General features: G+C 47.2%; 25 protein-coding genes. 17 read left to right on the top strand and 8 right to left on the bottom strand.

From position 1 onward, the window contains the following. Window positions 1–22 precede the first annotated feature (22 nt). Window positions 23–301, top strand: coding sequence for an ArsR/SmtB family transcription factor (locus MOC09_RS14405; protein WP_268370943.1), 279 nt, complete (start codon window positions 23–25; stop codon window positions 299–301). 109 nt (window positions 302–410) lie between these two features. Continuing rightward, a complete protein-coding gene (gene glxB, locus MOC09_RS14400; protein ID WP_003240869.1) occupies window positions 411–794 on the top strand; it encodes a methylglyoxalase in 384 nt (127 codons plus the stop codon). 63 nt (window positions 795–857) lie between these two features. On the opposite strand, the gene MOC09_RS14395 is transcribed toward glxB, so the two are convergent. Together MOC09_RS14395 and MOC09_RS14390 are read right to left on the bottom strand one after the other, a co-directional pair. Then, window positions 858–1130, bottom strand: coding sequence for a hypothetical protein (locus tag MOC09_RS14395; RefSeq protein WP_268360966.1), 273 nt, complete (start codon window positions 1128–1130; stop codon window positions 858–860). Further along, window positions 1130–1279, bottom strand: coding sequence for a spore protein (locus MOC09_RS14390; protein WP_268360968.1), 150 nt, complete (start codon window positions 1277–1279; stop codon window positions 1130–1132). The genes MOC09_RS14395 and MOC09_RS14390 overlap by 1 nt, the downstream gene beginning before the upstream one ends. 158 nt (window positions 1280–1437) lie before the next feature. Here MOC09_RS14390 and MOC09_RS14385 point away from each other — a divergent pair, with 158 nt between their 5' ends. The 7 genes from MOC09_RS14385 (at window position 1438) to MOC09_RS14355 (ending at window position 8290) form a co-directional block, all read left to right on the top strand. Then, on the top strand, window positions 1438–2556 hold the full coding sequence (locus MOC09_RS14385; protein ID WP_268360970.1) for an NAD(P)/FAD-dependent oxidoreductase: 1119 nt from the start codon (window positions 1438–1440) through the stop codon (window positions 2554–2556). A 101-nt stretch (window positions 2557–2657) separates the two neighbouring features. Continuing rightward, on the top strand, window positions 2658–3032 hold the full coding sequence (locus MOC09_RS14380) for a nucleotide excision repair endonuclease (RefSeq protein ID WP_268360971.1): 375 nt from the start codon (window positions 2658–2660) through the stop codon (window positions 3030–3032). 214 nt (window positions 3033–3246) lie between these two features. Further along, window positions 3247–4233: a fructosamine deglycase FrlB gene (gene frlB / locus MOC09_RS14375; protein ID WP_268360973.1), complete on the top strand. Its 987-nt coding sequence runs from the start codon at window positions 3247–3249 to the stop codon at window positions 4231–4233. An 80-nt stretch (window positions 4234–4313) separates the two neighbouring features. Then, entirely contained in the window at window positions 4314–5582 is a 1269-nt protein-coding gene (locus tag MOC09_RS14370; protein WP_268360974.1) for an ABC transporter substrate-binding protein, read from the top strand. Window positions 5583–5638: 56 nt separating this feature from the next. After that, a complete protein-coding gene (locus tag MOC09_RS14365) occupies window positions 5639–6517 on the top strand; it encodes a carbohydrate ABC transporter permease (protein ID WP_268370941.1) in 879 nt (292 codons plus the stop codon). 3 nt (window positions 6518–6520) lie between these two features. Continuing rightward, window positions 6521–7423, top strand: a complete 903-nt coding sequence (locus MOC09_RS14360) for a carbohydrate ABC transporter permease (protein WP_268360978.1) — start codon at window positions 6521–6523, stop codon at window positions 7421–7423. A gap of 12 nt (window positions 7424–7435) precedes the next feature. Next, complete coding sequence (locus tag MOC09_RS14355; RefSeq protein ID WP_268370939.1) at window positions 7436–8290, top strand: fructoselysine 6-kinase; 855 nt, start codon at window positions 7436–7438, stop codon at window positions 8288–8290. A gap of 24 nt (window positions 8291–8314) precedes the next feature. Here the strand turns inward: MOC09_RS14355 and frlR are convergent, their stop codons facing one another. Next, window positions 8315–9043 (bottom strand): transcriptional regulator FrlR, encoded by a 729-nt coding sequence (gene frlR / locus MOC09_RS14350; RefSeq protein WP_268360982.1) that lies wholly within the window; start codon window positions 9041–9043, stop codon window positions 8315–8317. A gap of 181 nt (window positions 9044–9224) precedes the next feature. Here frlR and MOC09_RS14345 point away from each other — a divergent pair, with 181 nt between their 5' ends. Next, complete coding sequence (locus tag MOC09_RS14345; protein ID WP_268360983.1) at window positions 9225–10328, top strand: sn-glycerol-3-phosphate ABC transporter ATP-binding protein UgpC; 1104 nt, start codon at window positions 9225–9227, stop codon at window positions 10326–10328. A gap of 32 nt (window positions 10329–10360) precedes the next feature. Here MOC09_RS14345 and MOC09_RS14340 read toward each other — a convergent pair whose 3' ends face one another. The 3 genes from MOC09_RS14340 to MOC09_RS14330 all read right to left on the bottom strand — a co-directional run bounded on the left by MOC09_RS14340 (window position 10361) and on the right by MOC09_RS14330 (window position 12359). Then, complete coding sequence (locus MOC09_RS14340; protein WP_268370937.1) at window positions 10361–11227, bottom strand: endonuclease; 867 nt, start codon at window positions 11225–11227, stop codon at window positions 10361–10363. Window positions 11228–11364: 137 nt separating this feature from the next. Then, window positions 11365–12072, bottom strand: a complete 708-nt coding sequence (locus MOC09_RS14335) for a hypothetical protein (protein WP_268370935.1) — start codon at window positions 12070–12072, stop codon at window positions 11365–11367. After that, on the bottom strand, window positions 11988–12359 hold the full coding sequence (locus MOC09_RS14330; RefSeq protein ID WP_268360988.1) for a hypothetical protein: 372 nt from the start codon (window positions 12357–12359) through the stop codon (window positions 11988–11990). The genes MOC09_RS14335 and MOC09_RS14330 overlap by 85 nt, the downstream gene beginning before the upstream one ends. Window positions 12360–12571: 212 nt before the next feature. On the opposite strand from MOC09_RS14330, the gene allC reads away from it, so the two are divergent. From allC to pucE, 7 genes are all read left to right on the top strand, one after another. Beyond that, on the top strand, window positions 12572–13810 hold the full coding sequence (gene allC / locus MOC09_RS14325; protein ID WP_268370933.1) for an allantoate deiminase: 1239 nt from the start codon (window positions 12572–12574) through the stop codon (window positions 13808–13810). Between the two features lie 16 nt (window positions 13811–13826). Next, the gene (locus MOC09_RS14320) at window positions 13827–15077 is read left to right on the top strand and encodes a pyridoxal-phosphate-dependent aminotransferase family protein (protein WP_268370931.1); all 1251 of its coding nucleotides are present in this window, start codon (window positions 13827–13829) and stop codon (window positions 15075–15077) included. Between the two features lie 227 nt (window positions 15078–15304). Beyond that, the gene (locus MOC09_RS14315; protein WP_268360993.1) at window positions 15305–16297 is read left to right on the top strand and encodes an XdhC family protein; all 993 of its coding nucleotides are present in this window, start codon (window positions 15305–15307) and stop codon (window positions 16295–16297) included. Continuing rightward, a complete protein-coding gene (gene pucB / locus MOC09_RS14310; protein ID WP_268360995.1) occupies window positions 16294–16911 on the top strand; it encodes a xanthine dehydrogenase accessory protein PucB in 618 nt (205 codons plus the stop codon). The genes MOC09_RS14315 and pucB overlap by 4 nt, the downstream gene beginning before the upstream one ends. Next, the gene (pucC, locus tag MOC09_RS14305) at window positions 16908–17741 is read left to right on the top strand and encodes a xanthine dehydrogenase subunit C (RefSeq protein WP_268360996.1); all 834 of its coding nucleotides are present in this window, start codon (window positions 16908–16910) and stop codon (window positions 17739–17741) included. Before pucB ends, pucC begins: the two co-directional genes overlap by 4 nt. Next, on the top strand, window positions 17742–19979 hold the full coding sequence (pucD, locus tag MOC09_RS14300) for a xanthine dehydrogenase subunit D (RefSeq protein ID WP_268370993.1): 2238 nt from the start codon (window positions 17742–17744) through the stop codon (window positions 19977–19979). Next, on the top strand, window positions 19970–20491 hold the full coding sequence (pucE, locus tag MOC09_RS14295; protein ID WP_268370929.1) for a xanthine dehydrogenase subunit E: 522 nt from the start codon (window positions 19970–19972) through the stop codon (window positions 20489–20491). The genes pucD and pucE overlap by 10 nt, the downstream gene beginning before the upstream one ends. A 216-nt stretch (window positions 20492–20707) precedes the next feature. Here pucE and MOC09_RS14290 read toward each other — a convergent pair whose 3' ends face one another. Both MOC09_RS14290 and MOC09_RS14285 read right to left on the bottom strand, forming a co-directional pair. After that, window positions 20708–20833 (bottom strand): YjcZ family sporulation protein, encoded by a 126-nt coding sequence (locus MOC09_RS14290; protein ID WP_268360998.1) that lies wholly within the window; start codon window positions 20831–20833, stop codon window positions 20708–20710. Window positions 20834–21123: 290 nt separating this feature from the next. Further along, the gene (locus MOC09_RS14285; protein WP_268361000.1) at window positions 21124–21876 is read right to left on the bottom strand and encodes an ABC transporter permease; all 753 of its coding nucleotides are present in this window, start codon (window positions 21874–21876) and stop codon (window positions 21124–21126) included. Between the last annotated feature and the right edge of the window lie 247 nt (window positions 21877–22123).

Raw genomic sequence — 22123 nt, 5'->3', positions numbered from 1 at the left:
ATGAGTTGCTTATACTCAATATATGAATTGGAACAAAGACGCTATATTCAAAGCACTCGGCGATTCGACTCGGCGGCTTATATTAGACGAATTATCTGAACGCAACGAGCTGACGTTGTATGAACTTACGATACGTCTCATTACGAAGCATAACCTTTCTATTACGCGACAGGCGATAGCTAAACACCTTTCTGTACTGGAGGATGCAGGACTCGTAACATCAAAACGAAAGGGAAAATATCGAGTACTTATATTTAACAACGAACCACTTAAAAATTTGCTGAAAGGATGGATAGAGTAATTTTATAAAACCAGTACTGAGTTTCTGACAAAGGTTGGGTTGTTTTGCTTGAAGCCGGATTGTTTGCATAGTACCATGCAACATAAATATCAAAGGAGGCAACAACAATATGAAAATCATTGTGACCAGTATATTCGTGCAAGATCAAGACAAGGCACTGAAGTTTTATACAGAAAAACTGGGGTTTGTAAAAAAGGAGGATGTTCCCATGGGGAAATTCAGGTGGATAACGCTTGTTTCTCCTGATGATCAAGACGGAACCGAGCTTTTACTTGAACCGAATGAACATCCTGCCGCCAAGGAGTATCAAAAGAAGATATTCTCCGAAGGCTTCCCGGCCACAATGTTTGGCGTTGCAGATATTCAAAAAGAGTACAACCGATTAAAGGAAAAAGGCGTGACGTTTACGATGGAACCGACAAAAATGGGCGAAGTCACAATAGCTGTCTTCGACGATACATGCGGTAACCTTATTCAAATTGTACAGAAGTAACCGATTCAGTCGCGTCCTTTTTGTATGCAGAAGAAAAACCGCTGGCCGAGGGGCCGCGGTTTTTTACTCTTCTTCTATCTCCTGATTGTTGATTTGCTTTACAGATGTTTTGCTGTTATCCCTGTTCATCTCTTGTAATTGTGTATAGGCTGTGTCGAATTCTTCCTTTGTCATCTGCTTTGCGGCTAATGCAGAGCATAATATAGCAAAGGCGATCGGCATTGTATCAATGTGAATGTCGATATAGACCTTTGAGTTCCCGCTGTTTTCAATCATGGATCCATTGTGAGGCATCTCTTGGGTATGTCTGTTGATAGGAATAATATTTTCGTTCATTACTCTTCTCCGTCTTGTGACTGCGCCTGTGCCTGATCCTGATCTGTATTCACGTTGACCACGACTTTTGCATTACCGCTGTTTTGGACTTTTGCGACTGCCGGATTGCGGTCTGTGTTTTCTTCATTTTCATGACGATTTTCGCTCATGGTATCATCCTTTCTCTATTGATAGTGACAGGATATTCGATAGGAGAGTAAAGAGATTGGACGGACTTCGCGGTTTTTCCACATTAGGGCAAAAGGTCGAAGGAAAGCATTCTATTTGGTAAAATGAATAGACATTATAGTAGAAAAGGTGTTTGCATATGAAATCATACATCATCGTTGGCGCAGGGATTCTCGGCGCGTCGACGGCTTATCATCTCGCCAAATCAGGCGCTCGAGTTACCGTCATTGATCGGAAAGAGCCGGGACAAGCGACTGATGCGGCGGCGGGGATCGTCTGTCCTTGGCTCTCGCAGCGCCGTAATCAGGATTGGTATCAGCTTGCTAAGGGAGGGGCACGGTACTATACGGATTTAATCCATCAATTGGAAGATGACGGAGAAACGGATACAGGATATAAACGTGTCGGGGCAATCAGTATTCATACTGATGCGTCAAAGCTTGATAAGATGGAAGAACGGGCGTATAAGAGACGGGAGGATGCGCCGGAGATCGGCGACATTACCCGCTTGTCTGCAAGTGAAACGAAAAAGCTGTTTCCGATTTTAGCTGATGGCTATGAATCGGTTCATATCAGCGGTGCCGCCCGCGTGAACGGAAGAGCGCTGTGCCGGTCGCTTTTAAGCGCTGCAGAGAAACGCGGCGCAAAGATCATCAAAGGAAATGCGTCCCTTCTTTTTGAAAATGGAACGGTCACCGGCGTACAAACAGACACACAGCAGTTTACGGCTGACGCGGTAATTGTGACAGCGGGGGCTTGGGCTAATGAGGTTATGAAGCCCCTTGGGATTCATTTTCAAGTGTCCTTTCAGAAAGCGCAGATCATGCATTTTGAAATGACAGACACGGATACAGGATCATGGCCGGTTGTCATGCCGCCAAACGATCAGTACATTCTTTCTTTTGATAACGGCAGAATCGTAGCCGGCGCCACACACGAAAATGATGCTGACCTCAATGATCTGCGTGTGACAGCAGGAGGCCAGCTCGAAGTATTGAGCAAAGCATTAGCTGTTGCGCCGGGTCTAGCTGATGGCGCTGCCATTGAAACAAGAGTGGGCTTTAGGCCGTTTACACCGGGATTCCTGCCTGTTGTCGGCGCCGTGCCGAATATCCAAGGGCTTTATGCCGCAAACGGTTTAGGCGCCTCGGGATTAACGATGGGGCCATTCCTAGGTTCAGAGCTCGCAAAGCTCGTTCTCGGAAAGCAGACGGAAATCGACCTTGGCCCGTATGATCCAGCCGGAGCGCTTGCATAATAAATAAAGGCTTAACAAACAAATATATAAAGCGATAGTGGCTTTTCTCTTCTGTCTGTGTTAGCATTTATCTTTAATGAAAAAGAGGACGTGAACTGATTTTGATAAAAATTGATATACCCGCACCGAATGTCACCATCACCGAACGACAGCAGTCAGCTGCGCATAACGAGCCGAAAATAAAGCCGATTCACGGATTTATTGACTTTCATCAGATACCACGGGATAAAGGCGGCATCTTCATGTTTTACAACATTCATGACGAGCTGCTGTTTGTCGGTAAAGCCAGAAAGCTAAGACAGAGAATTAAGAAGCATTTTGAAGACACTGTTTCACCGATCAAACATCACAGAGACGAAGTATATAAAATTGAAGTGTGTGTAGTCGATGACCCAATGGAAAGAGATATTTACGAGACATATATCATCAACACACAGCACTCGAAATACAATATAGACAAGGCATTTTTTAAATAAGACGTCAGTCAGCGGACTGAACAGCCGGGCCAGAGCTTATGTTAAGCTCTGGCTTTTGATTTGGGCATTTTTCCGCATTAAGCCCGTTGTCTATCTTCCAAATAAATTATTGAGAAATTTCAGAAAATAATATTGACAATCCCGGCTGTGGACTTTAATATAACAATATATAACGTTATATAACGTTATATAATAAAAATGAGGAGTGAAGGATTTGAGTCAAGCCACAGCAAAAGTTAATCGTGAGGTTCAAGCTTTCTTGCAGGATTTGAAAGGGAAAACCATTGACCATGTATTCTTTGTCGCATGCGGAGGGTCTTCGGCCATTATGTATCCGAGTAAGTATGTGTTTGACAGGGAGTCAAAATCAATGAACTCTGACCTTTACAGCTCTAATGAGTTTATTCAGCGGAACCCTGTTCAGCTTGGTGAAAAGTCTCTCGTTATTTTGTGCTCGCATTCGGGTAATACCCCGGAGACAGTCAAAGCTGCTGCGTTTGCGAGGGGCAAAGGCGCACTTACAATTGCGATGACGTATAAACCGGAGTCTCCTTTAGCGCAGGAAGCGCAATATGTTGCCCAGTACGATTGGGGTGATGAGGCGCTTGCGATCAATACGAACTATGGCGTTCTGTATCAAATCGTTTTCGGAACCCTGCAAGTTTTAGAAAACAACACAAAATTCCAACAGGCAATTGAAGGCTTAGACCAATTACAGGCTGTGTATGAAGAAGCCCTTAAGCAGGAAGCTGACAACGCACAGCTATTCGCAAAAGCTCATGAAAAAGAAAGCATAATTTATACAATGGCAAGCGGTGCAAACTACGGTGTCGCTTACTCCTACAGCATCTGCATTCTCATGGAAATGCAATGGATTCATTCCCACGCCATTCATGCCGGAGAATATTTTCACGGACCGTTTGAAATTATTGATGAATCCGTGCCGTTTATCATCCTGCTCGGTTTAGATGAAACAAGACCTCTTGAAGAGCGGGCGCTTACCTTCTCGAAAAAGTATGGCAAAAAGCTCACAGTGCTTGATGCCGCAACTTATGACTTCACTGCAATTGACGATTCAGTTAAAGGCTACCTTGCTCCGCTTGTTCTCAACCGTGTGCTGAGAAGCTATGCGGACGCGCTGGCAGAGGCGAGAAATCATCCTTTATCTCATAGAAGATACATGTGGAAAGTTGAGTATTGATCTAAAAATGAGGAACCATTATGCATTAGACTATAATGTTATATAACATTATAGTCTAATGTCCAGAGGAGGCCAACCCTTTGAAGAAAATGTTGTTGTTTTTGATCATTGCAGCTGTCAGTATGCTCACCATTGCGGGCTGTTCGAGCCAAAGCAGTTCGGCGGACGGAAAGGTGACATTGAAATTTTTCCACAGATGGCCGAAGGAGCCAGAAAAAAGTTATTTTGAAGAGGTTGTTAAGGAATTTGAAAAAGAACACCCGGATATCGACATTCAAATTGAAGCCGTTTTAAATGACTCCTATAAAGATAAAATTAAGGTCATGCTGGGAACCACCAGCCCTCCTGACATTTACTTCTCTTGGAGCGACGAGTTTGCGTTTAAATTTATCAGAGGCAATAAAGCCCTTGATCTCTCGTCCTACTACAAAAATGATTCAGATTGGTCATCACAGCTCGTTCAATCGCAAATTACACCATTCACTTATGAAAACAAGCAATATGGCGTGCCGTGGCAAATGGATGCTAAATCATTTTTCTATAATAAAGACATTTTTCAAAAGCTGAACCTTGATCCCCCGAAGACATGGGATGAATTAATTGAAGTGTCAAAGAAGCTGAAAGAAAACGGCTATACACCGATCAGCTTCGGAACAAAGGCGACTTGGACAATCTCGCACTATATCGGCACGCTCAATCAGCGGATGGTCAATGAAAAAACGCGAGACAAGGACTATAACGCCAAAACGGGTGAATTTACTGATGAAGGCTATGTAAAAGCCCTTGAAAAGCTTCAGGAGCTGATGCCTTATTTTAATAAACATGTAAACTCCGTCGACCACGAATATGTGAGACAGCAATTTAAGAGTGGAAAGTCGGCGATGATATATGCGGAAACAGCGGAAATCAAGCTGGTTGAACCAGTAAATTTGGGGATGTTCCCATTCCCTGAAATCAGCGGGCAAAAAGGATCTTCAGACGCGTTAACGGGCGCGCCGGAAGGGTTCATGATTTCCTCAAGAACAAAACATCCGAAGGAAGCGATGGAATTTTTGCAGTTTCTGACGTCGAAAAAAATGGGTGAAAAGCTCGTGAAAGAGGTCGGGAAATATAGTGCCGTACAAGGAACGGCTACTGAAGAAAATTCTACAGCCATTCAGCGTGAAGCAGTTCAGCAAATTGTTGATGCCGAATCAATGGTTCCGTGGTTTGATATGGATGTCGATGTTGAAATTGCAGATGCGTACTTAACAAGCGTCCAGCAAATGCTTGGCGGCGACATGACACCGGAGCAGGTCATGAAAGCTGTTCAAAAAGCGGCGAAGCAAGTGAGGGCGCAAGCTGAATAAATCAAAGAAAAGGTGAACCTCGCACCTTTTCTTTTTATAAAGGAGATGAGATATCCTTGGTCAACCAGAATAAGATAATCCCCTATTTGTTTTTGGTGCCCGCTCTCGTTTTTTTACTTTTCGTTTATATCCCGATTTTTGAGAATGTCTTCCTCAGCCTGTTTCAGTGGAGCTCTTTTTCTCCGGAAAAAACGTTTATTGGCTTAAATAACTATGTTGAATTATTTCATGATCCTGTCTTCTACCAGGCACTTACCAATAATGTGCTTTATGCAGTGATCTCAATTGTATGCCAGGTATTTGGCGGTTTGATTTTGGCGGCGGTGCTTGAGGATAAGCTGGTCAGAAAATGGTCGCCGTTTTTTCGCACCGTTTTCTTTTTGCCGGTTGTCATCTCAATGACGGTGATCGCGCTTTTGTTTGATTTTATTTACAACCCGGAGACAGGGCTTTTGAATCAGCTGCTTCAGGCTATTGGCCTTGATCAGCTGACAAGGGCTTGGCTCGGGGATGACAGCACGGCTATGCTTTCTGTCATTTTTGTGTCTCAATGGCAGTCTGTCGGTTATATTGCGATGCTGTACATTGTGTCGATTCAAAAAATACCGGATGAACTGTATGAAGCAGCCCGTCTTGACGGTGCGGGGAAAATTCAGCAGTTTTTTCATATTACCGTTCCCCAGACGAAAGAGATGTCTTTTGTTGCAGTAGTGATGACGCTGACCGGCGCCTTTACGGTATTTAATGAACCGTACATATTGACTGGCGGCGGGCCGGGAAATGCTTCAGAAGTCTTAAGCACGTTTTTATATAAAAGCGCCTTTACAAAGGATATGATGGGCTATGCTTCAGCAATTGCCACTGTGGTGTTAATCATTACGCTCGCATTGTCGCTCATGCAAATGAAGTTCTTTAAAACCGGAAAGGAGGAGTAACAGATGCTGCCTCAGAAGAAGACAGATTCGTTCAGATTGGAGCCTGTGCCTGACCGGCACATTGAGGTAAAAAGAAAGCCTAGACGAAAATGGAACATCGGGGAAACGTCTGTGTGGGTTTTTCTGTTTCTATATCTGATTGCGATTGCCTATCCGCTGTTATGGATGGTCATGAGCGCCTTTAAAAGCTCGGACGATATTTTTGAGCACAGCTGGTCGCTGCCGTCTTCGTGGCATCCGGAAAACTTTGTGTCCGCCTGGAATCAAGGAATTTCTTCTTATTTCATGAACAGTGTGATCGTGACGGCGCTGACGTGTGTGATCACTGTCTTTATCAGTGCATGGGCGGCGTATGGCCTTTCCCGGTTTGAGTTTAAAGGAAAAGGATTCTTTTTGGTGCTTTGTCTTGGCGGTTTGATGCTGACGCCGCAGGTCAGTTTAGTGCCGCTTTATTCTATTATTCAGTCGCTGGGCCTTTACAATACGTATTGGGCGTTGATCCTCCCGTATGCGGCTTACCGGATCCCATTCACCATCATTTTGATCCGCTCTTATTTTCTTTCTATTTCCAAAGAATTGGAGGAGGCGGCTTATTTAGATGGGTGTACGAGTTTCGGAGTATTTTTCAGAATTTTCTTACCAATGAGCGTGCCGATTTTGGTGACATCCGGCATTTTGACGGCTTACCATACGTGGAATGAATTTATGTTTGCGATTATTTTCATAGATGATGAGAATTTGCGGACCATTCCAGCTGGGCTGATGCAGTTCAGAGACGCGCTTCAGACAGATTGGGGAGTCCTGCTGGCGGGATTAACGATTTCAGCCGCGCCGATTATTATTCTATTTTTATTGATGCAGAAATATTTTGTCCGCGGAATTGCAAGCGGAAGTGTAAAAGGATAAGGGGGAAGCATAATGAAATTGATTGCGGTTGGAGATAACGTTGTTGATTACTATCAGGATCAAGAAACGTTCTACCCGGGTGGAAATGCCTTAAACGTTGCTGTGCTGGCCAAACGGCTCGGGCATGAGACTTCCTATATTGGAATCGTCGGCAATGACGAAGCAGCGGCACATCTTTTGAACGTACTGAAAATGGAGAAGGTCAATGCTGATTATATCCGTCAGGCGCACGGAGAAAATGGAATGGCGATTGTCACCCTTGATGAACAGGGGGACCGTATTTTTGTCAGATCAAATAAAGGCGGCATTCAGTCTCGGCTTCGCCTCGTGTTTCAGGAGAAAGATCTAGACTTTATCAGCAGCCATGATCTGCTGCATACGAGTGTGTACAGCCGGCTTGAGAATGATCTTCCGCAGCTGTGCGGGCTGCTTCCGGTCTCATTTGATTTTTCAACCAATCGGAAGGATGATTATCTGAGAAGGGTTTGTCCTTATGTGACGTATGCGTTTTTTTCTGGAAGCGATTTGAGTGAGTCGGAATGCGGCGAGCTTGCGAAAACAGCTCATGGGTACGGAGCAAAGTTCGTTTGTCTGACCCGCGGGGGCCAGGGGGCGATCCTGTCTGCGGGAGACCGAATCTATCATCAGCCGATCGTGGAAACTGATATAATAGATACACTTGGAGCGGGAGATTCATTTATAGCGGGTTTTTTGACAGCGTTTTGCGAGAAGCAGGACATGACACATGCTTTGCGCCAAGCGGCGGAAACGGCTGCAAAAACATGCGGTGTGTACGGGGCATTTGGCTATGGCCATCCTTTTCGCTTGGAGGATGGGGGAAGCAGTGAAAAAACGAGAATACTATAAGCAGTGTCTCGTTTTTTATGCCGGTTATGTGTAGGGGCTGTTGATCGTAAAAGTGACACGGTTCGTGTGCATCAGAAACAGTGAGCAGTAGATTGGCTGGTCGTTTGATGTAAAAGCCGTTTTATCGATTTCAAACAGCGCATCCCCGATATCGCAATCCAGGTATTTGCTTTCCTCCTGCTGGGCATACACAACATTTAGTAGCTTTGTATTGTGGGCGGGAACAACTTGGTATTGCTGTTTCAAAATATCATGCATGGATACGCCGTCAGCAATAAAGGCATCAATGCCGGGAAACAAATCCAGCGGATAATGCGTCACTTCAAAGGAGAGCGGCTGATCATCATTATATAAAATCCGTTTTAATTCAACGACAGGGGACTCAGGATCGATTTGAAGCTTCTCGGCAATGGGTTTTGCCGCCGGAATGATCTCATGGGACAGCACTTGATGCTTCGGTTTTTTGCCGGTTGATTCCATAAATTCTGAGTAGCCGTTTACTGCGATCAGCTCTCGTTTTAATTTAGGGCTTTTAACGAACGTTCCTTTTCCCTGCTGCCTGATCAGATAGCCTTCTTCGACTAAATCAAGAATGGCTTTCCTGACGGTAATGCGGCTGACATTATACTTGCTGCAAAGCTCGTTTTCGGTAGGCAGCTTGGCGGTTGGGGAATACACGCCTTTTTTAATGTCATCAGTGATGATTTGTTTTAGCTGAATGTATAAAGGTGTAGAACTTCCGTTGTTTAACAAGGGGTAGCCTCCTTTTAACCTATTATTCATATTATAATGTATTATGACGTTATAATACAAATTTACATTTTTTATTTTAGAAATATAGCAAAAATAGGAATCGATTACTCTAAAAATAACAGAAAGACCAAGTTGTTTCCAGTGGCGAAATAACAGATCAAAAGATAGGGGGACATTTCTGATGGCTTCATTAACATTTGAGCATATCAAAAAATCATATCACTCACAATTAACGGTGAAGGACTTTGATTTAGATGTAAAGGATAAGGAGCTTTTGGTGCTGGTGGGGCCGTCAGGATGCGGAAAATCGACAACACTGCGGATGGTGGCGGGGCTGGAAAGCATCTCTGAAGGAAACCTCCTCATCGATGGAGAACGGGTCAATGATCTTCCGCCGAAAGAACGTGATATTGCGATGGTATTTCAAAACTATGCGCTTTATCCGCATATGACGGTTTTTGATAATATGGCGTTTGGACTAAAGCTCAGAAAGTTGCCGAAACACGAAATTGCCGAGCGGGTTCATGCGGCAGCCAGAATTTTAGAGATTGAGCATTTGCTGAAGAGAAAGCCGAAGGCGCTCTCCGGCGGGCAGCGGCAAAGGGTGGCGCTTGGCAGATCGATTGTGAGGGAACCAAAGGTCTTTTTAATGGACGAGCCGCTTTCCAATCTGGATGCGAAGCTGAGAGTCACAATGCGGACAGAAATCAGCAAGCTGCACCAGCGTTTAGAGGCAACCATTATTTATGTCACGCATGATCAGACCGAAGCGATGACAATGGGCGATCGGATTGTTGTAATGAATGAAGGGGAAATCCAGCAAGTGGCGAAACCTCATGACATTTATCATTACCCTGCGAATCTATTCGTCGCAGGCTTCATCGGTTCCCCGGGAATGAACTTTCTAAAAGGCACCATTGAGGAGCAGCATGGCGAGCTGTTTTTCACAAACCCTTCGATCCGGCTTCATATTCCTGAAGAAAAAGCGAAGCGGCTGAAGGAAAAGGGATATGCCGGAGAGCAGATGATTGCCGGCGTCCGGCCGGAGCATCTGGCACAATTGACGGGCAGTCATCAGCTGTTTGATTCAGTGTTTAATGCGAAGGTGGAAGTGAGTGAAAATCTGGGGTCGGAGCTGATTGTGCATGTCACGGCTGGGGACGAGCGGCTCACAGTCCGCCTTGATGGAAACACGCGAATCGCCGCAGGCGATTCGATCCAGCTGTCAGTGAAAATGGACCACGTTGTCTTTTTCGATGCGGAGACGGAAGAGGCTGTGTATTAGAAAAGGTGCTCCTTAAGAGGAGCACCTTTTTCTTACGGCCAAATCTCATCTGCCCATTCAGGGTGGTCGATAAATGGATTGCGGTTGTGCTGATATTTCTCATAAATGATTTCATTTCTTTTTCGCTCGCGGTCATCGACCGGGTCCTGCCTGTTCCATTCGAGCAGGGCAGATTGTTTTCCGTGAAATGGGGCTGAGCCGTTGCCAGTTTTATCATTAAGTTCAAGATCAGGGTAGCCGTCATCACCCTCGTAACGGACAGCCATGTAAAACAACATGCGGGCTACATCACCCTTCACATCATCACGGGGCTCCCATGAATCACCGTCATAATAATTTCCGGGTGCCTTCGCATATTCAGTGCCGCCATTGTCAAAATCCATATTTCCTCTTGCGCTGTTCACTTGAACATCAGCCGGACGCAAATGGTGAATGTCTGTGCCAGGCCCCTTGCTCGTACCAAAATCGCCATGGGATTTCGCCCAGACGTGCTCGCGGTTCCAATCGCCGACATTTCCGCCGTTCAGATTTTTTGACCGCGATTCGTTCGTATAGAGCAGGATGACATGATTCGGATTTGCCGGATCTTCATCGGTTTCCTTCAGCGCGTTCCATACTTCACTGTAGGACAGCATTGTATGTCCGCTGATGATGCGGTGCAGGGCACTTTTTAGCGATTCTCCTGTTTTGTTTTCAGCATCTTCATAATAGGTATCTGTGTCAGCGTAGGGTGCAGCGGGAGCGGCTAATGAGAGAAGGCCCTCTGTTCCTGAAGGGGAAGACGCCAATCGGCCGTTCAGGTTCAATGCGGTTTGCGCGCTTGCTGAAGCGGCAGGCGCAAACCATCCGGAAATCAGTAACACACAGACGAGCGGCAGAAACCTTGCTTTTTTTGTCATCACTTGCCCTCCTTTTATCAGATCATGTCTATTATCTAAAATTGAAATAAAGGATAGAAGTGTCATTTTGTATATTTTTCATTAAAATTGTAAATTAGTTCCTTTGGGGGAGGGAGATATCCACTGTTCCAATATCTTTAGGCCCCTTTTTGCTCCAGCTGAGATTTGGCAAGGTCTGCTCCTTCTTCAATTGATGTGGTATGTCCGAATAAATAGTAACGCAGTCCCGCATTCATGATGACTTGTTTTCTCTCATAGTCCAATCCGGATTCCTCGCTGCCGCCGAGGATCGCCGTGATTTTTTCTGCCTGTCCGGCCGGACTCATTGTTTGATCCCATGCTGCTTCGTCCGCTTTCAATCCATAGTCCTCCGGTTTTAAGATGAATGCTTCCATTTCGCTCTCATTGATCGTAAACACGAAGCTGTTGCGGTGGACAGGGACATCCTCAGAGCCTTCTGCTCCTTGAACGATAAACGCCTGCTGATAGCCCAGTCTTTGAAACACGGGAAAGATATGCTGGATGGCTGTCCGGTGAAAGGCGCCCATCATGATTCGAGAGGCTCCGGCATAATTCAGGAGCTTCTCTGCGGTGTTCAAAACGGTTCGCACGCCCATTTCCTCACGAATGGTTTTCAGCCGTTGAAATGGACGGCAACATAACTCGGCTGATGCAAATCCGATGTGTAATTCGGAGAGGAATTCTTCAATATGTTCCTGTGTGCCTTCTGTCTCAATGCCGAGCTCCCGCAAAACGGCTTTTATGTTGTTTGCGTATTTCGGCGGAAGTGCCTCGCTGCTGTGAAGAAATGCCGGTATGCCGCTTTCTGCGAGTAAAAGAGACACTGGAATGGTGGCGAGAAAAGAGTATAAGGTCCGGCAAAATCGACGGCATGCCCGCTGATGTGCGGCGGCAATTGAAGCACCGAAGAATGTGCCCGCATCGCTTCTGTGATGCCAAGCAATTCGTCTGACGTTTCTGTTTTGATCCGTTCCGCGATCAGAAACGCCGCGATCTGCACATCGCTTGCCTCGCCGGAGAACATCGCCTCTCCTGCAAGTTTAGCCTGTTCATATGAAAGGTGTTTTGATCCCCTTTTTCCTCTAGCTGCTTCTTTAATCCATTGCTGCATATTGGCGCTGCATATTGGCTCTCTCCCTTGCTGTGTTTTCTTTTGACTTTACATGAAAAAGGGGACTGAGAGGTAGGAGGTTTTGTGGCCGCTTTGCTGACAGGATAGATACTGTGACTAAAAAATAAACGTTTTTTTGGTTAATCTGCCAATGAACTATCGAGTTCCTCCTTCTATAATGAAGTCACCATAACGGCCAGAGGGGGGAGTACATGGAAAAGCAGAAGCTTTCAGTAAAAAGCGGCATCGCAGATTATATCGAATGGCTCGCCCAATACGGCGCATCCGCTGACGGCGGCGTGACGAGACTTTTGTATACAAAAGAATGGATGGACGCGCAGCTCGCCGTGAAGACGGAAATGTCGGCATTCGGACTTGATACAAGATTCGACGATGTCGGCAATGTGTTTGGAAGGCTTTCGGGCACTCAGTCCCCGGGTGAAGTGATTGTAACCGGTTCACATATTGATACTGTCATCAATGGGGGGAAGTATGACGGCGCCTATGGCGTTCTTGCGGCAATGCTCGCGATAAAGCAGCTTAAAGAAACATACGGAGCGCCGAAAAAAACACTCGAAGCAGTCTCCTTATGTGAGGAGGAGGGCAGCCGTTTTCCAATGACCTATTGGGGATCAGGAAATATGACGGGTGTTTTTTCAGTACAGGATGCAGTCGAACCGAGAGATGAAACAGGCGTCTCTCTGCAAGCTGCGATGTATGAGTGCGGTTTTGGCAAAGGTATGTTTCAGGCGGCGAATAGGACAGATATCAGCGCTTTTGTCGAGCTTCATATAGAACAGGGACAGACATTGGAGATGTCAGGACGGGATCTTGGCATTGTGACTAGCATTGCGGGGCAAAGGCGATATCTCGTCACACTGGAGGGGGAATGCAACCATGCGGGAACCACCTCTATGAAATGGCGCAAGGACCCGCTTGCAGCAAGCAGCCGTATTATTCACGAGCTGCTGCTGCGTTCGGAAGAGCAGCCGGATGAGCTCCGTCTGACATGCGGAAAAATAACGGCAGAGCCTAACGTGGCCAATGTCATACCGGGACGCGTACAGTTTTCAATCGATATTCGCCATCAGCATCAGCACGTGCTGGAGCAATTTCATGAAGACATGGCTGCTCTGATCAACAGCATTTGCCATCAAAAAGGGATTCGCGCATCAATTGATGAATATATGCGGATAGAGCCTGTGCCGATGGACGAAAGGCTGAAGGCTGCGGCTCTTGAAACAGCGGCAGAAAACGGCATCAGCTGTGAAGAAATGGTGAGCGGAGCAGGACATGACGCGCAAATGATCGGAAGGCGCCATCCGGCTTGTATGCTGTTCGTGCCAAGCCGCGGCGGCATCAGCCACTCACCGAAGGAATATACCAGAGCCAGACAGCTTGAGATCGGCGTCCGCGCATTGACTGATTTATTATACAAACTGGCTTACTGATAAAGGAGGAATGGCTGTGTCAGGCAGAAAAGAATTATGTACTCCGTTAAGAACGATTATGACGCCGGGGCCTGTTGAGGTTGATCCGCGTGTATTAAGAGTGATGAGCACCCCGATTCTCGGCCAATTTGATCCGGCGTTTACAGATATCATGAATGAAACGATGGACATGCTTCGGGAGGTATTTCAAACGAAAAATCGCTGGGCATATCCGATTGACGGCACTTCTCGGGCGGGAATCGAAGCGGTGCTGGCGAGTGTGATTGCGCCGGGAGATGATGTGCTTATTCCGATTTACGGCCGCTTCGGTTATTTGCTGACTGAAATCGCTGAGCGGTATGGGGCGAATGTTCATACACTTGAGTGTGAGTGGGGAACGGTCTTTGATCCGGAGGACATTATTCAGGATATAAAAAAAGTGAAGCCAAAAATCGTGGCGATGGTGCACGGAGAAACATCGACAGGGCGGATTCACCCGCTGACATCCATCGGTGAAGCCTGCCGCGCCGAGGATGCATTGTTTATCGTCGATGCAGTTGCAACGATCGGGGGCTGCGAAGTCAAAGTCGATGAATGGAAAATTGACGCGGCCATCGGCGGCACGCAGAAATGCTTGTCTGTGCCATCAGGAATGGCGCCGATTACATATAATGAGCGGGTGGCGGATGTGATTGCGTCCCGAAAAAAAGTGGAGCGCGGGATTGCAACACAAGCTGACAGGTCAACACTTTCAGGAAACCTGCCGATCACAAGCAATTATTTTGATTTGAGCCAGCTTGAGGATTATTGGAGCGAAAGACGGCTCAATCATCATACAGAAGCGACGACGATGCTGTACGCCTTGCGTGAGGGCGTCAGGCTGGTGCTTGAAGAAGGTCTTGAAGCCCGATTTGAGCGGCATCGCCACCATGAGAACGCACTAGCAGCTGGGATTAAGGCGATGGGGCTGGAGCTGTTTGGAGATGCAAGCTGCAAAATGCCTGTCGTCACCTGTGTAGAAATCCCCGATGGTATTGACGGCGAGTCTGTCCGCCGCATGCTGCTGGCGCAATTCGGCATCGAAATCGCCAGCTCATTCGGGCCTCTGGCGGGGAAGATCTGGAGAATCGGTACGATGGGTTACAGCTGCAGAAAAGAAAACGTATTGTTCGTGCTTGCCGGTTTAGAGGCTGTGCTGCTGAGACATGGCGCAGGAATTGAGGCGGGGAAAGCGCTTCAGGCGGCGCTTGATGTGTATGAAACCGCTGGCCGTCAGGCAGCGGTGTAAAGAAAAGCTTGCGGACCTCCGCAAGCTTTTTAAGTTATAATTTCTTGTTTTCTCCAATTTGATTTTCTTCGTTTGACTCTTTTTACAAATCCTCTTTCTATGTGTTTCATTTTCTGACAAATCATGAGTCATTTTCTCTTCCATCATCTATTCTTTATACAAGTTACCTATAAAATCACGCTGAACCTATTGTATCTCACAGTAATTTTTGAGAGGAGGATGCAGCATTGGAAAATTTGCACATGATGTTAGATGTGCTCCTGAAAGATCGTGAGGAGGCTGTGCTGGCGACAATTGTTCAAGTGGAAGGCTCCGCATATCGAAAAGCAGGCGCCTCTATGCTCTTTAAGAAAAATGGCGAGCGGGTCGGCTTGTTGAGCGGCGGGTGTGTGGAAGAAGATTTATTCCAAAGAATTCGTGAAATGGGTGATCAGTTGACATCAGCGCTAATTCCCTACGACATGCGTGCGGAGGATGATCTTTCCTGGGGCATGGGGGCGGGGTGCAACGGCATTATTCATATTTATGTAGAGCGAATCACGCAGGAAAAAAGGCGGCACTACAAAATAGTGAGGGACTGCCTTCATTCAGGCAAAGCTGTTACATCCGTTACGCAGCTTGACTCCTCCCATTATATATTTCTGTCAGATAGTGGGCATTTCGGGAACTGGCCTGACGTGCCTCTGCAAGACATTCAATGTACGGCTTCAACGCTTCATTTACCGCATTTTGATCCATCAACGAACATGTTTATTCAGCGAATTGAACCGAAACCGCGTCTTATTTTGTTCGGAGCGGGACCGGATACGGTGCCGCTTGCCAATTTGGCGGCTGATACAGGATTTTCTGTTATCGTCACTGATTGGCGTCCGGCTTATTGTACATCCTCTCTTTTTCCAAAAGCAGATCAGCTGATCACCGCTTTTCCGGAACAAATGCTCAGCAAATTTCAATTTTTTCCGCATGATGCAGCCGTTGTGGCAACCCATCATTATCAGCACGATCAAGCGATCATCAACTTCTTATTTTCTCAACATCTTCATTATATCGGACTGTTGGGTTCAGCAAGCCGCACGAAGAGACTGCTGAAAGGAAAGCAGCCGCCGTCTCATTTTTACAGTCCGGTCGGGCTGAAAATCGGTGCGGAAGGCCCCGAGGAAATTGCCGTCAGCATTGTCGCGGAAATCATTCAAACAAGAAAACGGCTGGCGGTTGTATGAGAAGCCCTTATTTGATCGGAGTATTTCTTGCTGCCGGAAAAAGCAAAAGAATGGGCCAAAACAAGCTGGCTTTGCCGCTAAAAGGAGAAACGATCGGGTCGCTCTCTTTGAAAACGGCTTTGCTGTCCCGCCTGAATCACGTTCTGATCGTCGAACGGACAGAACGTGATTCCCTTGAGTGGATAGGAGCGCCCTATCATGCTCCGCCCTTCCGAAAACGCTGGAGCCTGCACGTATGCAAAGACGCAGAAAAGGGGCAGGGGCATTCAGTCAGCAGCGGGGTGAGAAAAGCAGAAAGCATGGGAGCGGACGGCGTTGTCATTTTGTTAGCTGACCAGCCGCAGCTTTCCGTCAATCATCTGAACGCCCTTGTGGAGATGGCTTCTGAGTCATTTGTTGTGTCTGCATCTTTAGGCGCGCTCACCCCGCCAATCTATTTCTCATCGACTTGTTTTCCTTATGTAAAGGAGTTAAAGGGAGATGAGGGAGCTCGCAGGCTCCTGAAAAACGGACAGCTTGGAGGAGGAGCGGTTTTGGAGGCAAAGGAAAGCGTGGAGCTGAACGATATTGATACGCCGGAGGAATACGACATGGCAAGGAGGTTGATGGTTTGAACGGCCAAGTGACAAAAGCTAGGATGAATCTTCAATTATGGAGGCCGTCAGCGCTCGATGAGGCCTATTTGCTTTTGCAGCAGCTTGCACCGGATGTGTGTGCCGCATCGGGAAGCACGCTGCTTCAGCTTCAGTGGGACAAAGGGGTTCTTCCGAAACAGCATCTCGTCAGCCTTGAAGGAATTGACGAGATGAGAGGGATCACCGCCAGTGACACCCACCTGTCGATCGGAGCGCTCACAACCCTAAGGGAATGCAGAAAGAATCCCCTGATCAAGAGTGCGCTTGGTTGTTTCAGCGATGCTGTTTCTGCTGTTGCCGCACCCGGAATCCGCAGCCGGGCCACAATTGGCGGCAACATCGCGAGTAAAGTCGGCGATTTGCTTCCGCTCTTGCTTGTGCTTGATGCTGATCTTATGGTGTACCAAAGGGAGCTTGTCAGGGTGCCGCTTGGTGATTGGCTCGTGGATGAAGGCTATGGATCTGCCATTGTGACGCGTGTCATCATTCCGCGTGCGGAGGGAGAGCGTGTGTTTTACCGCAAGCTTGGGAGGCGCCAGGCCTTTACAGGAGCGGCTGCTGTTGCCGCTGGCCATTTTTTGAAAGACGGCGGCATCCGTCTTGCCGCTGGCCATGCCGATATCACACCGAAAAGGTTAACGGAAAGCGAAGCAAAATGGCTGGCACAGGACTGGAATCCGCATGAGCTATACGAGACGCTTATCCATGAACTGCCGTTTTCCGCAGATGCTTTTATGTCAGCGGCATACAGAAAAAAAGCTGCTGCCAACGTCATCATGGCAGAGCTGATGGCTGAGGGAGGGACATAAATCATGATCAACAAACCGTCAAGAGTCAGGCCGGACGGAAGGGGAAAGGTCACAGGGGAATTGAAATATATGACCGATCTCAGCTTTCCCGGAATGCTGTACGGCAAAGTGCTGAGAAGCGCTTATCCTCATGCGGAGATCGTGTCGATTTGCACCAAGGAAGCTGAAGAAATGGAAGGTGTGCGGGCCGTCGTCACGCATAAAGACGTTCCCGGCTTAAACCGATTTGGCATTGTTATCCCTGATCAGCCGGTTTTATGTGAGAACAGGGTGCGGTATGTGGGGGATGCGCTCGCCGCTGTTGCTGCAGAATCGGAGGAAATCGCAGAAGCAGCGCTGGAGCTGATTCACGTTACGTATAAAGAACTGGAGGTCATTGATTCACCCGAAAAAGCGCTTCAGCCGAACGCGCAAAGACTGCATGAGGACGGCAACATTCTACACCGTGCGTTTTTTGCACACGGTGATGTGGAAGAGGGCTTTCGAGCTTGTGACACAGTCCTTGAAGAAACCTACGAGCTGCCACGGCAGATGCATACGTATATGGAAACAGAGGGAGGCGTAGCTGTTCCGGAAGACGATGGGGGCTTTACGATGTATGCAGGAACGCAGCACGGCTATAAAGACCGATTTCAGCTTTCCCGTGTGTTTGACATTTCTGAAGAGAAGATCAGAGTTGTGTCAAGTCCGATGGGCGGCTCGTTTGGCGGGAAGGATGAGCTGAATATCCAACCGTATGCGGCGCTTTTGGCCCTGAAAAGCGGACTGCCTGTCAAAATTCATCAGAGCAGAAAGGAATCTGTACGCTCTGGCATTAAGCGCCATCCGATGAAGATTAGAATCAAAACAGGTGCGGATCAATCAGGAAAAATTTTGGCTCATGATGTGAAAATTGTGGCGGACACAGGCGCTTACGCCACGCTTGGACCCGCCGTTCTTGACTTTTCTGTCGAGCATGCCGCGGGTCCTTACCGTATTCCAAATATCCGGACGGAAGGGATCTCGGTGTTTACGAACAATGGGGTGGCAGGAGAATTCCGAGGATTTGGCGGCAATCAAATCACATTTGCTCTCGAAACCCATCTCGATCGCCTCAGTGATCGGATCGGTATCGACCCGCTGGAGCTGAGAAGAAAAAATATCAGAAAACCGCATGATGTAGGGCCGCTTGAGCATCGGATTGCGCCGACTGACGGAGCGGCGCAAGTATTGAATGCCATTTCTGAATCTCCCATTCTCACAAGAAAACGCAAGCACTCCGGGTATATACGGAGAGGGACGGGAGCGGCCATAACGATGCATGGAGGCGGGCTGGGGTATGGCCGAATGGATTCGGCAGGAGGCCGTTTGTCTCTTTCGAGTGACGGCAAAATCACAGCTTCGTTTGGATTTGAAGAATGCGGACAGGGGATACTGGCGGCAATTGAACAGATTGTCATGGAGGAGCTGGGTTGTGCGGCGGAGGATATATCTATTGTTATTGGAGATACCGCAAAAGTGCCGAAGTCAGGCTCCTCTACTGCATCCCGCGGCACAAGCATGGTGTGGCACGCGATCCAGCGTTTGAAGAAGCCGTTTCTAGCTCAGTTGAAAAAACGGGCGGCGGAACAGAGCGGCTGTTCAGCAGAAAATCTTGCTCTTGGCGCCGGAGGCTTGCATGATCAAAACACAAAGGAAATCGTGGTGACGTATAGAGAGCTGGCTGAAAAAGGCCCTTTGGCAGAGGAAACGGCATTCGATTTCCCGACAACGCCTGATCCTGTAGTGGGCGGCCATTTTCTCTACTCATTTGGAGCGGCTGCCGTTGAAGTGGAGGTAGATCTACTAACAGGCGACGTCAAAGTGATAGATTGTGAGCACGCCATTGCGGCAGGTCCGGTTGTCAGTCCCCAAGGTTATCGAGGTCAAATCGAAGGCGGCGCTGCCATGGCACTCGGCTACACACTGATGGAGGAAGCGAAAATGACGGACGGCCGTTACGCGGCGGATAATCTCGACCAGTATGTCATACCCGGTGTGAAAGATGTTCCTGCTATGAAGCTGACCGTGATAGAAGAGCTGATGGAAGGAGATTCCTACGGCCCGCGCGGTGTTGGCGAAATAGGAACGATCGCCATCACTCCGGCAATTGTAAAGGCAGTACATGATGCGGTCGGCTGCTGGATAAACAAGCTGCCGATTTCAAGAGAAGAGCTGCTTGAAGCAATAGACAGAAAGGGGCTGAAGCAATGGACGTAAAAGAGGCCGGACCATTTCCTGTAAAAAAGGAACAGTTCCGGATGACCGTGAATGGACAGGAGCGGGAGGTTACAGCCGTTCCTACGACACGTCTGAGTGACCTGCTTAGAAAGGAATTTCAGCTGACCGGGACAAAGGTTTCCTGCGGAATCGGCCGCTGCGGAGCCTGCTCTATTTTAATCGACGGAAAGCTGGCCAATGCGTGTATGACCATGGCTTACCAAGTGAACGGCCATTCCATTACAACAATCGAGGGAGTACAAAAAGAAGAACTGGATATCTGCCAAACCGCTTTCCTGGAAGAAGGCGGCTTCCAATGCGGCTACTGCACCCCGGGAATGACAATTGCGCTCAAAGCGCTGTTTAAAGAAAAACCGCATCCCACAGAGGAAGACATAGAAGAAGGGCTGGCGGGGAATTTGTGCCGATGTACCGGGTATGGCGGGATTATGCGGTCAGCTTGGAGGATTAGAAAAGAGTTGAACGGAGATAGACGGGAGTCCGGCTTTTAAAAGCCGAACTTTTTTAGCCTGACATTTTACTATGGAAAAGCAGTCAGACAGCGTATGGGTAAACATACGATAAATTTCTAGAGTTTGATAGCATCATCTTCAGAAAATTAGCCAGGTATCATTAGTGAATCACATAGCAAAGACGCCATAAAAATTTCTTATGGCGTCTGCCGGACAGGGAGGTGCTGATCCGCAGAGGATTAGGCAAAGTCAAACTTAATAGCCACTAAAGAAAGAAGCTCCAACAATGATTAACAAAATGAATAGCACTACGATTAAAGCGAAAGAGCTGCCGAGACCGTTTGAATAACCAGAGTTTCCGCCAGAGTTGTAGAATCCCATAATGTCACCTCCTTTAGTGGAGATAGAATAAGATATGCCAAACGATCATTGTCGACATAGATTTAAGTCTAAAAAAGATAAAATGAATATTTTGTCTAAAGGTGTAAGAAAGATTAAACACTATTAAAACAGACTCAAATGCTGCTGCATACCAGGAGGGTGATGTTTGCGTTCTGTTTGGAAAAAAGTAAATCATAAAGAAGGGCCAACAGGGATTTGTCCTGTCGGCCTGGGTATGGTGGGATTAGGCAGCGGGCTTGCGGCAAGAGATGGTCTGGTTTTTTATGATGTTATCCGCGGATATTATCCCAGCGAAACAAACGGACAGCTGCAAAAGCCAGAAGTGCAGTTGAAGCGATTAAAATAAGATAGCTGAATAACAAGCCAAGAGATGGACTGTCTCCATTTAAATAATAACGAAGAAGTTCTCCAAAGTAGGTGAGAGGGATAAATTTCGACACTGTTTCAAGCCAAGAGGGAAGCAGGTTCATCGGCATAATTAATCCGCACACGATCAGCAGAGGGGCGAGCATGCCACCGGAAAGCCCATTTACAGCTTCAATAGAGAGACGCATGCTTCCCACAGTATAACCAAGTGCAAACAGCATGAGAAGCCCGATAAGTGAAACAAGCATGATTTGAGGGATATTCTGTGCTTGTAACATTCCATTGAAATAAGCGATACTAAGCAGCGCGACTAGCTGAAAAGCTGCTAAAACAAAACGGGCGCATATTTGAGAAAGCACAAAGGTCAGCTTTGATGCTTCAGTTAAACCAATTAATCGCAAAGTTCCCTGGTCCCTCATTTGTATGATAGGAGTGGAAGTTCCGTTTATAGCAAGCGTAAAGAAGGCCATCACAATAATACCAGGAATGATAAACTCAAATAAATCTGTACCGACTCCCGTAGAGCTGGAGAGAACGCCAAACATAATCAGGAATAGAAACGGAAAGGCGAGAACCATAAAAAAGGTTAAAGGATTTCGAATCAGTTCTTTTATATTCATGAATAGAAGCGCAGAAAAAGCACGTTTATTCATCATACCAAAACACCCTCTCGTATTTTCTTTCCCGTAAGCTTAAGAAAAACATCACGATGAATACTAGCCCATTCAGTACGTTTACCAAGATTGGCTTGACCTCTTTTTCAGCTGATAACACGCCTCCTGAAAAGCTCTTACACCATTTTAAACGGATTTGCATGGCGTGAGGATAAGATGGTGTCAGAAGAGATTTTGTCAGAAGAACAATTGAAGGTGATCAACTCTCTCCGTTCAGGGAGTTATGCGG

The sequence above is a fragment of the Bacillus sp. N12A5 genome, from assembly GCF_026790125.1.
Classification (GTDB): Bacteria; Bacillota; Bacilli; order Bacillales; family Bacillaceae; genus Bacillus.
This window is presented reverse-complemented; position numbering and strand designations above follow the sequence as displayed.